Here is a 12,183-nt window from a genome sequence, read left to right on the forward strand (position 1 = left end):
GCCTTTACTTGTTAATTACTTTTTGCTGGCAAACACTTTTGTTAAATAAGGAATAAATTCCTGTACAACTTTTGGTAAGCCTTTATTTTCCAAGTGCAATCCTTTGATCGTGATATTCAAAGGTGGATCAAAAGAAGCGATAGCAATATCATCGGTTAAGTTATTTTGCGCGGTAAACTTATCTACAATACAAATACCTAAGCCTTGGGCTACTAGTCGGGCGGCAATAAAATATGTTTGTACTTTAATTAAAGATTTTGGTGCAACCTTTTCTTCGATTAATCTTTTCCAGGCAATATCACCTAATGGACCACTGCTGGTGATATCAATAAATTCGACTTCTGCAACTTCACTGAGTTTAAGTTTATCCGGGCAATGTGGGAATAATTTCTTTGGGTAAACAATGACTAGCTCAGACGAGGCAAAATCTACTGTTTTCACACCAGGCATGTCTTCAGGTGCAAACAAAACAGCTAGATCACACTTGTGTTCCATCAAGGCTTGTTGCACAGAATCATTATGAATGGTGGTGATATTAAATTCGACATTGGGAAATTTTTTGTGAAAGTTAGCAATGCTGATTGGTGTGACATCAAAACCAAGTGCAGGGCTGATCCCCAAATTTATCCGGCCATACTCAGATTTTTTAATATTATCAGTGGTATTTTTTAAGGTTAAAATTTGTTTATATATTTTGTCCACTTCAGTATAAAGCAACTCTGCTTCTTCGGTTGGGATCAATCTGCCTTTAATCCGTTTAAATAAGTTAAAGCCTAACTGCATCTCAGCATGAGCTAAAACCTTACTAACAGAAGGCTGAGACACATGCAGCATATTTGCCGCATTGGTAATAGAGCCAGTGGTATAGATGGCATGAAATATTTCAATATGACGTAGGCGCATTCAGTTCTCTCTTTAGTTAAATACGTACAGTGCACTACAGTAAAAATCTCTAAACATGGATAAAAATATTACGATTTATGGCATGAATAGTTCCTAGCCGTAATCATATTTAAGTTAATCATATCTCAAGAAGAGTGCAAACTTATTGTTTTTAAATTATTTAATTTTTGTGCGTTTTTTAAAAATTGTGCTACTTTTTCAGTAAGATAACATCAATTTAACACCGTGTGATTTAGCTATTCATCCATAATGTATAACCTTAGGTTATAGCTTTACAATCAACAGTCATTGGTATTTGTTACGTTTTTTATTCATGGTTACTAGGTGTTAAATAAACGTAAACCAAATGAAAACTTAAAATCGAAATATAAACTTTGTAGTTACATACAAGTTTAAAAAAATAACGATTAACTGGGAAATAAGGTGAATAAAATGAAAACGAATACCAAGGCAAATTTAAAACGTAAACATTTAAGTTTGTGTATATTGGCAGCAATGTCATCGCAGTTTGCATATGCACAAGAGCAAACACAAGCAGAAAAAGAAGCTGATGTTGAACGAATTATTGTTGTCGGTTCAAACATTAAAGGCAGCACAATGGCTAGTGCTTTACCTGTAACTGAATTAAGTGCAGAAGACATTGCAGCTACCGGTGCTTTAGATGGTGATGAACTTTTACGTTCAATTCCTCAAATTGGTGCTGTTGGCTTTACCGGAACCCGTGGTGGTAATACCGGTACCAATGCTGCTCGTGGTGATGTAGGCTCGGTAAATTTACGTAGTATCGGTGAAGGTAATACCTTAGTTTTACTTAACGGTCGCCGTATGGTTAATCACCCAATTACGCAAACAAATTTTGGTGTGCCGGTAACCTCAGTTAACTCAAATACTCTACCTGTTTCTGGTCTTTCACGTGTTGAAGTACTTCGTGATGGTGCTGGTGCATTGTATGGCTCTGATGCCGTTGCAGGTGTGGTGAATTATGTTACCAAAGAAGATTATGAAGGTGGCAGCTTTAAAGTCCGTTATGGTGCTGAAGAAGGTACCGACCGTGATGACTTTACAATATCTGCTAACAAAGGCTTTGAATTTAACAATAGCCAAACGTTTTTCATGATCAGTGCAAACTACGCTAAGAAAAATGGTTTACAAGCATCAGAAAATGGTTTTTCAAGTAATCAAGACTTACGTTCAAGAGCACCAGAAGAGTTTGCCGATAATAACAGTTTTGATAACCGTTCAACTCTAGAACCGCATGCCGATCTACATTTTATCGGCTTACCAAGCAGTATCGATGATTATATCATTCGACCTACTACTTATACCAATGATGCAGGTGATTTAGTCACTGCGGGTAGTTGTGGTGGTGGTGCTTTGACTGATGGCGGCGGCGTTATGGGCGATGTATGTCTTGAGCAAACCGGCAGTCACAATAGAGCATTACGTCCTAACCGTAACGAAGAACGTACCTTGGTTCCAGATATTGACAGGTTAAATATTTTTACTAACTTAAGCCATGAATTTGATAATGGTATTGAGTTTTATAACGAGTCAACTTACTACAGCTCTAAAGCGGAACGCCAGTGGGAACAATCAGCAATTTTAAGTAATGGTACCTTTGATGTACCAGCGCACAGTTATTATAACCCATTTGGTCCAGTAAACTTTGCCGATGGTCGAGTTAACCCTAATCGTATTGCCGGTTTAGACCCAGCAGACGTGCCTGTTGAAGGTCTTGCTTATAATTTACGTATTCGACCTACCGATGTTGGTCCACGCCAAGTTGAAGTTGAAAGTACTAGCTACCGTTTCTTAAATGGTTTACGTGGTACATGGAATGATTGGGACTGGGATACTGGTATATTATACAGTGAAGCAGAAACTGATGATAATATGAGTAATCGCATTAGCTCTCCTTTACTACTAGCTCAGCTAAGTTTAGATACTGCAGATGCTTATAATCCCTTTACTGGCGTTAATCCAGATGATCCTACGAGCATTATAGATTCAACACCTAACCCGCAATCTAGTATTGACCCGTTTTTAACTACGGCTCAACGTAGTGCAAAAACAACATTAACAATGGTAGATTTTAAAGCATCAAACCCATTTTTATTTGAATTGCCTGCTGGTGATGTTGGTATTGCATGGGGTCTTGAATACCGCGAAGAAACGTTGGATGAAGACAACAGTGATATATTTGATGGCACAAGACCATTTGTTGAAGGTAATGCTGATCCGGTTAACCTAAGTAGTTTACAAGGCAGTAGTGTTCGTCTTGATGTATATGGTGAGCGTGAAGTTTTCTCTGCCTACGTAGAAGTTGCCGTACCATTGTTAGCTGACCTACCTGCTGTACATAGCTTAGATGTACAAATGGCGGTTCGTTATGAAGACTTTAGCGATATTGGTGATATTACTCGTCCGAAAATGGCCGTGTCATGGTACCCAATTGAAATGTTACAATTTAGAGGGGCAATTTCTAAAGGTTTTAGAGCGCCTAACTTAATACAACTAAACTCTCCTGGTGCGACACTTACTACGGGTGTTGATGACTTTGCTGAAAGTTCTTTAGATGCTAATGGAAATGTTGTAGTTAATTCTGACACGTTAGCAGAAGCCGATGGTAATGGTAACTATAATTTATCAACATCAGGTAACAAAGACTTAAAAGCGGAAGAAAGTGAAAATATTAGTTTAGGCTTAACCCTACAACCAATAGATAATTTAACCTTTACTTATGATTGGTGGGAAATTGAGACGACAGATACTGTTGGTGTGCTTTCAGACGAAAACATTTCCCGTCTTGACCTTATTGCCAGAGGCGAAGGTTCATCAAACCCTGACGTTGTTCGTGGTGAAATTGATGAGGAAAATCCGTTAGGTGAAATCGTACAAATCAATCGCAGTTACGAAAACCTGAATACCCGTACGATTACTGGTTACGATATTGCAGTTAATTATGACTTAGATACATCAATTGGTGATTTTGGCCTACAGTTAAATGGCGCCAGAACTTTAAAGTTTGACCAGGAAGCTGGCGGTGATGCTTTAACCATCGTTAATGCAGGAGCAAATCCAGAAGTATTAGGAACTGCAGTTGGTGATATCGTAGGTACCAATAGCATTCCTGAATGGCAAGCAACCGCATCAATTAAATGGAACTCAAATGATAAGTTATGGGCTGCAGGTTTATTTGTTAAATACGTTGGTGAAGTAGATACTGGAGTTTCAAATACGGTTGATAGTGTAACAACGTTTTATGAAATGGAGTCTCAAACCCGTGCGAATGTTTATTTAACACGTAAAGACTTTATGGGCTATGAAGACTTGAACCTTTCGTTTGGTATTAATAATATCTCTGACGAAGAGCCACCATTGGCTGATACAACGTTCGGTTATGACGGTTCATTACATTCAAGCCGTGGCAGATACTTCTACACTAGCGCAAGTTATAGCTTTTAAACTTTAGCTGGTAGATAGTTATCTATATTATATGGCTCGGCTCGTTAATCTAGTCGGGCCATATTTTTTTCTCTTTTAATCGATAAAACTAAAATAAGACAATATCATGAAAAAATTATTATTTACTTGCTCATTATTATTTTCATCGGCGCTACTTTACTCTTGTACATCCCCTGAACTGAATGAAAGTGACAATGCGCAAGCGTGTAATGTCGGCAATGTTAAGTTAACAACTGACTTTGCAACAGGTCGTATGGACAGTTGTAAACGTGTTGCTGATAACGAATTTTTAATTACATTAATACCAGAAATAAATAAAACAAACGCGCCGATAAATTCCAGCCCTTGGTATGCCTTTCAAGTACAAGCAGAACAAGCTACAACAATTAAGGTTACTATGCTAGTACAAGGTGACAAACATAGATACCCTCCAAAAATCAGCCAAAATGGAACAACTTGGAAACTACAGCCTTATAAGCTTAATGGTGAACGTTTAGTAATGAATATAGACGCATCAAACAATGCTGTCTATATTGCTGGTCAAGAAATAATTAATAACGAATACTATGATGATTGGGCAAAAACATTATTAGCTAAAACGTCTATAAGCTATGATTTACTTGGCGAGTCTACTCAAGGCCGCCCGATCTACAAAATTGAGAGTAAAGGCAGTAGTAATGAATGGTTAGTTATTTTAGGTCGCCAGCACCCACCTGAAGTGACTGGCGCACTCGCACTTTTCCCTTTCGTAGAAACCATTCTTTCAAACAGTGAATTAGCCGCTTCGTTTCGTGAAAAATACAATGTATTAGTCATTCCTAATATCAATCCAGATGGCGTACAAGCCGGTAACTGGCGTCATAATGCGAATGGTTATGATTTAAACCGTGATTGGATTGACTTTAATCAAATTGAAACCCGTCAAATAAATGCTTATTTAGAACAACTGGTTGCCAGGGGTCAAAAAATTAAATTTGCCGTCGATTTTCATTCAACCAAAAGTAATGTTTTTTACACTATGCCAGTGGATTATGGTGTTGAAAATGCCTATTTCGTGCGCCATTGGTTAGGCGACTTAGATCGCAAAATGCCAGATGTAGAAGTGGTATTAAAACCCGGTAACAACCCTGATCAGGCGGTTGCTAAACAGTATTTTTCAGATAAGTTTGGCGTACATGCCATCACATATGAAATGGGTGATAACACCGATAGGCAAGAAATCAAAGATATAGCCTTTAATGCATCAAACTTATTGATGGCAAATATGTTGTCTGATGTTGACCACAATAAAGAATAGGAACCAAGTTTTAATATGAAACCTTCAAATCAATTTTTAGTATTGCTTACCATAAGTTTGACTGTTTTATCAGTATTGTCAGCTTGCGGCCCTGAAGAAAATAACGTACGTACGTCTCTTAATGCCGATATTTTGATCAGTAATGGCACAGTTTATACCGGTGATAATTTAAAACCGCAAAACTTGGATATCGCCATTTGTGAACAAGTAATTTGTGGTTTATACAACACTGGTGATCATAACGTAGATGCTAAACATATAATTGATGCCAAAGGTAAAATTGTCAGCCCTGGCTTTATCGATCCACACACCCATAGTTTGTCAGAGTTACGCAGCAAAGATAAAAACCATAATCTTAACTACTTAACCCAAGGGGTCACTACGGTTGTTAATGGTAACGATGGTGAAGGCCCAGTTGATATTGCCGCAACAGCCAAGTTTCTGGAAGCAAATGGTATTGGCACTAACGTTGCTTTGTTCATAGGCCATGGTAGCGTGCGCGAGCAGGTAATGGGCCGAGAGCAACGCTTTGCAACAGATGCAGAACTTGCACAAATGTCGGCGTTAGTTGAGCAAGCAATGAAAGATGGCGCGGTAGGTTTATCAAGTGGTTTATATTATGTTCCAGGCAGTTATGCGAATACTGAAGAAGTGATAACGCTGGCAAAAGTAGCCAGTAAATATCAAGGGATATATGACACCCATATGCGTGACGAAAGTACCTTTAATATTGGTATTTTGGCTTCTCTTGATGAAGCGATAGAAGTTGCAGAGCAAGCGAATATTCATTTGCACTTAGCACATATTAAGGCCTTAGGCGTAGATGTTTGGGGGCTAAGCGAACAAGCCATAGAGAAAATTGAGCTAGCTCAAAGCAAAGGCGTCAGTATATCTGCTGATCAGTATCCTTGGCTTGCTTCCGGTACCAAGTTGCATAGTGCGGTAATGCCTAAATGGGTAATGGCCGATTCAAAAGCTGCATTTCATCAACGTTTGAATGATCCAAAGCTGACTGAAAAGCTCAATCAGGAAATTAAAGAAAACATCAGACGACGAGGCGGACCATCATCACTATTAGTTACCGCGTTTAAAGATCAAAATTTAGTTGGTTTAAACCTGGAACAAATAGCTAAACAGCGTAATTTAAGTGCTGTAGCCACAGCTATACAATTAGTACAAGAAGGGGATGTCAGAGTTGCATCATTTAATATGTCACCAAAAGATGTTGAAGCGTTTATGGTAAAACCTTGGGTGGTTACTTCCTCTGATGGTACAAATGGCCATCCACGAAAATTTGCCAGTTTTCCACAAAAATATAGTGAATATGTTCGCAACAAAAAACTACTTTCTATCGGCGAGTTCGTTTCTAGGAGCTCGACTGAAACTGCAAAAATACTTGGTTTGCAGCAGCGGGGCACATTGAAATCAGGTTTTAAAGCCGATGTTATTATTTTTGATGCCGATGAATTTGCCCCGCGGGCGAGTTTTGCTAAATGGAATGAATATTCTAAAGGTGTAAATACCGTTATTGTTAATGGCGCTGTTGTTATTGCAAATGAGCAATATAATAATAAGCTCCCAGGCAAATTTATTTTCTAGCAAAATATAAAAAACATTAATTGCGGATGTAATTACATTTTCAATTAATGTTTAACCTTTAACTGCTTTGTTTTTATATTGTATTGTATTGTTTAACCGATTTGATCGGGTGGAATTAATTGCAGTAAGACGAGTAGGGAAATTACGGAAAAATAAATGCGGTTAAATCCTTTTAACCGCTAAGTGACAGGGGAGTTGTATTAATCTGCTTAGTTATAGCCAAGCACAAAGGCTTCACCAGACTCTTGAGAGCCATCATAATATCTAGCGAGTGATTTTTGCTTTGTTTGTTTATCATCAATCACTTTTGGGGAATAGTATTTATTCAACAAGTCTAAAATTGAATAGTTATCTTCATTTTTAACTTCGTTCATGACATCACCTTCATTGCTGTACTATTGGGCTTGGTTTAACTTAATTTCTACATTAATAATATAAGACTTTTACACTTAAAAATATTAGTAAGAGTTTTGTATGCTATAGCTCAAGGTTATACCAATTCCATTAATTATGTGATTTACTTTTTATTGAGGAAAAATGGATAAATACAAGGCATGAAATTTTATAAGTAGTTATTCTACTTAAAGATTTTATAACGCAGTAGTTATTCATTTTAACCATTAAAAATGAGCAGATAATTAATGGAGTTGGTATTATGAGATTTTGGTAGTTTTTTTAATGAGTAAAGACGATTGTCGAGAAATCATGGCTTATTATTCAATTTTTCTACTAAATGACTATAATAAACAACCTTTAGCCTAGACTATCTATGTTCCTTAAAGCAATATAGAGTAATAGTACTAATTTATAATTATTTACCAAAATGAGTACAGCTGTGAATCCTGTTCAGTTAAGACAAAAAATTAGAAGTGGAGAACACAATTCTAACACTTCCGGATATTGCCATGGTTTTGTGCAATGTAATTTAGTGATGCTGCCAAAAGATTGGGCAGCAGATTTTTTAAAGTTTTGTCAATTAAATCAGAAGCCTTGCCCTTTAATTGGTGTTTCGGAAAACCCTGGTGATATACATTTGCCTGATATAGCTGCTGATTTAGATTTAAGAACTGATATTCCAAGCTATCGAATATTTAAAGATGGCATTCTGACGAAAGAAGTAACGGATATAACTGAATACTGGCGCGATGATCTGGTTACTTTTGCCTTAGGTTGTTCATTCTCCTTTGAAGAAAGCTTGATTGCTGATGGCCTCGATGTACGTAATATTAGCGAGCAGGTCAATGTACCTATGTATCGCACTAATATTGAGTGTAAACCGGCAGGACCATTTAAAGGTAATATGGTGGTAAGTATGCGTCCTTTTAATCCAAGTGATGCTATTCGAGCAATTCAAATTTGCACCCGATTTCCATCCGTTCACGGTGCACCTGTGCATTTTGGTGATCCAAGTATGATCGGTATCGAAGATATAAATACTACGGACTATGGCGATGCTGTAACTATTAAAGATGGCGAACAACCGGTGTTTTGGGCATGTGGTGTAACACCGCAAGTCGCTTTAGAACAGGCAAAGCCTCCATTTTGTATCACTCACAGTCCTGGCTGTATGCTAGTAACCGATTTACCAAACAGTAAATTAGCTGTTTTATAAGTGTAAAAGGGAATATGTATGTCGTTATTATTAAATTGTGACTTAGGTGAAAGCTATGGCTCTTGGACTATGGGGCTAGATGCTGCGGTAATGCCGTTTATTGATCAAGCCAATATCGCTTGTGGTTTCCATGCTGGTGATCCATTAGTGATGCAAAATACTTTAGCGTTGGCAAAAACACATAATGTTATGGTCGGTGCTCATCCTGGTTATCCAGATTTGGTCGGTTTTGGTCGTCGTTCGATGAAATGTTCAAAATCAGAAATTATCGCTTTTATGCAATATCAAATGTCAGCACTTTATGGCATGGCGCAAACACAAGGGTTAACCCTAGAATATGTTAAACCGCATGGCGCTTTGTATAATGACATGATGGCAAATATTGAGGTGCGTTCAGCGATTATGGAATCTGTAGCAGAATTTCCATACCCGATCACCTTAATGTTACAAGCAACACCTGCTTATAGAATTCATCAGCAAGAAGCAGAGCAATTAGGCATAAAATTATGGTTTGAAGCGTTTGCGGATCGTTGTTATGACGATGATGGCAAACTATTGGCTCGTTCAAAAATTGGTGCTGTACACAATAAAGAAAACATGATCGCCCAAGTTGAGCAGCTTTGCACACATGGTACGGTAACAACGGTAAGTGGTAATGCTTTATCTATTCATGCAGATACACTTTGTGTACATGGCGATAATATGGAAGGGGTAAATGCCATTGAAGAAATTAGAGAGCGTATCGGTAAATGAAGATCGAGGTAGCGGGTGAAAATTCGTTAATCATTTATTTTGGTGATAGTGCATCACCAGAAATCTCTGCACAAGTACAAAAAGCAGCTCGTCAGTTGCAAGAACAATTTACTGATAAGTTAATCGATCTAGTACCATCGTATGCATCGCTACTGGTTATATATGATGCTTTATTGACCGATCATTTTCATGTTCAATCCATTATCAAGCGAACGTTATCTGATAGTTCAACAGTGGGGGTAACTGCGGGCAAAGTCGTTATTTTACCTGTTTATTACTCACCTGAGTCTGGCGCTGACTTAGAAGCATTAGCAAAGCGAGCAAACTTAACCGTAGATGAAGTAATTGAAATTCATCAGCAAACCGAGTATCGAGTTTACGCCATTGGCTTTGCCCCAGGTTTTGCGTATTTAGGTGAAGTTGATCCCAGGATCGCGACGCCACGCCTTGCCATACCAAGGTTAAAAGTACCAAGGGGAGCAGTTGCTATCGCAGATAGGCAAACAGCGGTTTACCCGGCACAATCACCAGGTGGCTGGAATATTATAGGTTTATGTCCACAGCGAATGTTTGATCCAACGGCGACTACTACTATGCCGGTAGAAGTAGGGGATACAGTCAAGTTTAAAGCAATAGGCAAAGATGAATTCATCGCCTTAGGTGGAGAGTTATGAGCGGTTCAAAACCATTAGGCTTTAAAGTATTAAACCCTGGAATGCTAACGCTTATCCAAGATTTAGGCCGTTACGGTTGCCATGATATAGGTTTAACTACTGGCGGGCCATTAGACCCTGAGGCATTCAAATGGGCAAATAAACTACTTTTTAATGATTTAAATGAATCAGCATTAGAAATATCCGTTGGCGGGTTAGAGCTTGAAGCTCAGGTAAATACTGATATTTGTGTTACAGGGGCTAAAATACCTTTCACCATTAATGGTAATAAAACGCCACAATGGCAATCAATTACTGTACATGTAGGTGATAAAATTGCATTCGGTTTTGCCAGTGAAGGAATGCGCAGCTATCTAGCTGTACATGATGGTTTTCAAATATCTCCAACGTTTGGTAGCAGCAGCACAGTCGTTAGAGAAAACATTGGCGGCATTAACGGTACGAGATTACAAGGTGGAGAAGTAATTCCTTGTTCATATTATGAAAGTAATGCCAGTCATTTTAAATTAGTAGATAAACCTGTTTACAGCAATTCTATTACATTACGAGTAATAATGGGTTATCAACAAAGTGCATTTACGGATGTGCAAAAACAAATCTTTTTCTCCAGTACATACAACGTGACCGAAAGCTGCGATCGAATGGGTTATCGGTTAAGCGGTGCAGAGATAAAGCCTGCGGTTGATGGAATTTTATCTGAGGGTATTTGTTTAGGAGCTATTCAAGTACCGGCGAATGGCCAGCCAATTATACTAATGAACGATCGTCAAACTATTGGTGGCTACCCGAAAATTGGTTCAGTTTTATCGATTGATTTAGCGAAACTTGCCCAATGTGGTCAAGGAGCTACCATAAAATTTGAACAAATAAAGATAGAAGATGCGCATAACCTTTTACATTTAGAACAAGTGAAATTTGCACAAACACCAATGGCGAATACAGAAACTACATTAGTTTATCAACACGAATCTCCTGTTGATAAGTGATTAAGAGAGATATTTTGACTGAATTAAACCAGAGCCAAATAAACCTTAGCGAACTTGAGTTAAGCAAACAGATTGAAGATTTACTTGTCGCTCTAAACCCGCGCGGTATGAAAGATATTCAACCGGCACTAAAGCCTGGATATTATCTTCGTGCAGCCCAAATTCTTAAAGGTTTAACCGGCACAGTTTTAATCGGAACAGGATTTCCAGTAACTGACACTTTTGAAACAGATGGACCAGTTGGTGCTATTGCTCTGTATAACGCATTAGAAGAACTTGGTGCACATCCCATTTTAGTTGGTGGAGAATCTTTTGTAAGTTTGACTGAAAATGAATATCGTGTGCATAAACTGATAGAAGGTGATTTCACCCATTCCAAACAAGAGGCGATAGATACCCTAGCGAAGTTACAACCGCAAGCAATTATTTCAATTGAACGTCCAGGCCTTTCTGAACAGGGGGGCTATTTTAATATGCGCGGTGAAGACATAAGTGCTTATTGTGCCTGTTTTGATCATTATTTAAATGAGGCTGCTTGTCCTACGATAGCCATTGGTGATGGTGGTAATGAGATAGGTATGGGTAATATTAAACAAGCAATTTCCGGTTTAGATATAACCCCATCAATAACAACATGTGATGAATTATTGATTGCCGATGTTTCCAATTGGGGAGCATACGGGATCCTTGCGATATTAGGTATGTGGGTAAAAAATGATTTGCTTGCAAAGGTTGATCCAATCGCCGTGCTTGAATATATATCAGAAAGAGGCAGCGTTGATGGCGTTACTCGAGAAAATAATTTAACTGAAGACAGTTTCCCTCCTGCTTACGGACATGAAATTATTTCAAACTTAAGAAAGTTAACAAAATTTATTAAAGATTAGAGAGTGT

10 protein-coding genes are annotated in these 12,183 nt (G+C 38.1%); 8 read left to right on the forward strand and 2 right to left on the reverse strand.

Going from position 1 to position 12,183, the window contains the following annotated elements; all coding sequences use genetic code 11:
* Positions 1-15: 15 nt before the first annotated feature.
* Positions 16-903 (reverse strand): LysR family transcriptional regulator, encoded by an 888-nt coding sequence (locus tag RI844_RS03850; RefSeq protein ID WP_348397148.1) that lies wholly within the window; start codon positions 901-903, stop codon positions 16-18.
* A 432-nt stretch (positions 904-1,335) separates the two neighbouring features.
* Between RI844_RS03850 and RI844_RS03855 the strand changes: the two genes are divergently transcribed.
* From RI844_RS03855 to RI844_RS03865, 3 genes are all read left to right on the forward strand, one after another.
* A complete protein-coding gene (locus RI844_RS03855; protein WP_348397149.1) occupies positions 1,336-4,368 on the forward strand; it encodes a TonB-dependent receptor domain-containing protein in 3,033 nt (1,010 codons plus the stop codon).
* Between the two features lie 106 nt (positions 4,369-4,474).
* Positions 4,475-5,665 (forward strand): M14 family metallopeptidase, encoded by a 1,191-nt coding sequence (locus tag RI844_RS03860; protein ID WP_348397150.1) that lies wholly within the window; start codon positions 4,475-4,477, stop codon positions 5,663-5,665.
* A 15-nt stretch (positions 5,666-5,680) separates the two neighbouring features.
* Positions 5,681-7,264 carry an N-acyl-D-amino-acid deacylase family protein gene (locus RI844_RS03865; protein ID WP_348397151.1) on the forward strand — a complete coding sequence of 528 codons (1,584 nt, stop codon included), beginning with the start codon at positions 5,681-5,683 and terminating at the stop codon, positions 7,262-7,264.
* Between the two features lie 209 nt (positions 7,265-7,473).
* Here RI844_RS03865 and RI844_RS03870 read toward each other — a convergent pair whose 3' ends face one another.
* Positions 7,474-7,638 carry a hypothetical protein gene (locus RI844_RS03870; protein ID WP_348397152.1) on the reverse strand — a complete coding sequence of 55 codons (165 nt, stop codon included), beginning with the start codon at positions 7,636-7,638 and terminating at the stop codon, positions 7,474-7,476.
* 461 nt (positions 7,639-8,099) lie between these two features.
* On the opposite strand from RI844_RS03870, the gene RI844_RS03875 reads away from it, so the two are divergent.
* From RI844_RS03875 to RI844_RS03895, 5 genes are read left to right on the forward strand one after another with little or no spacing between them, the layout of a single operon-like run.
* Positions 8,100-8,876: a putative hydro-lyase gene (locus tag RI844_RS03875; protein WP_348397153.1), complete on the forward strand. Its 777-nt coding sequence runs from the start codon at positions 8,100-8,102 to the stop codon at positions 8,874-8,876.
* 18 nt (positions 8,877-8,894) lie between these two features.
* Positions 8,895-9,629 (forward strand): 5-oxoprolinase subunit PxpA, encoded by a 735-nt coding sequence (locus RI844_RS03880; protein WP_348397154.1) that lies wholly within the window; start codon positions 8,895-8,897, stop codon positions 9,627-9,629.
* Positions 9,626-10,303, forward strand: coding sequence for a 5-oxoprolinase subunit PxpB (pxpB, locus tag RI844_RS03885; RefSeq protein WP_348397155.1), 678 nt, complete (start codon positions 9,626-9,628; stop codon positions 10,301-10,303). Before RI844_RS03880 ends, pxpB begins: the two co-directional genes overlap by 4 nt.
* Positions 10,300-11,289 (forward strand): 5-oxoprolinase subunit C family protein, encoded by a 990-nt coding sequence (locus RI844_RS03890; protein ID WP_348397156.1) that lies wholly within the window; start codon positions 10,300-10,302, stop codon positions 11,287-11,289. The genes pxpB and RI844_RS03890 overlap by 4 nt, the downstream gene beginning before the upstream one ends.
* A 14-nt stretch (positions 11,290-11,303) precedes the next feature.
* Positions 11,304-12,176, forward strand: a complete 873-nt coding sequence (locus RI844_RS03895; RefSeq protein WP_348397157.1) for a glutamate cyclase domain-containing protein — start codon at positions 11,304-11,306, stop codon at positions 12,174-12,176.
* Positions 12,177-12,183 lie beyond the last annotated feature (7 nt).

Source organism: Thalassotalea fonticola (assembly GCF_032911225.1).
GTDB classification, from domain to species: Bacteria; Pseudomonadota; Gammaproteobacteria; order Enterobacterales; family Alteromonadaceae; genus Thalassotalea_A; species Thalassotalea_A fonticola.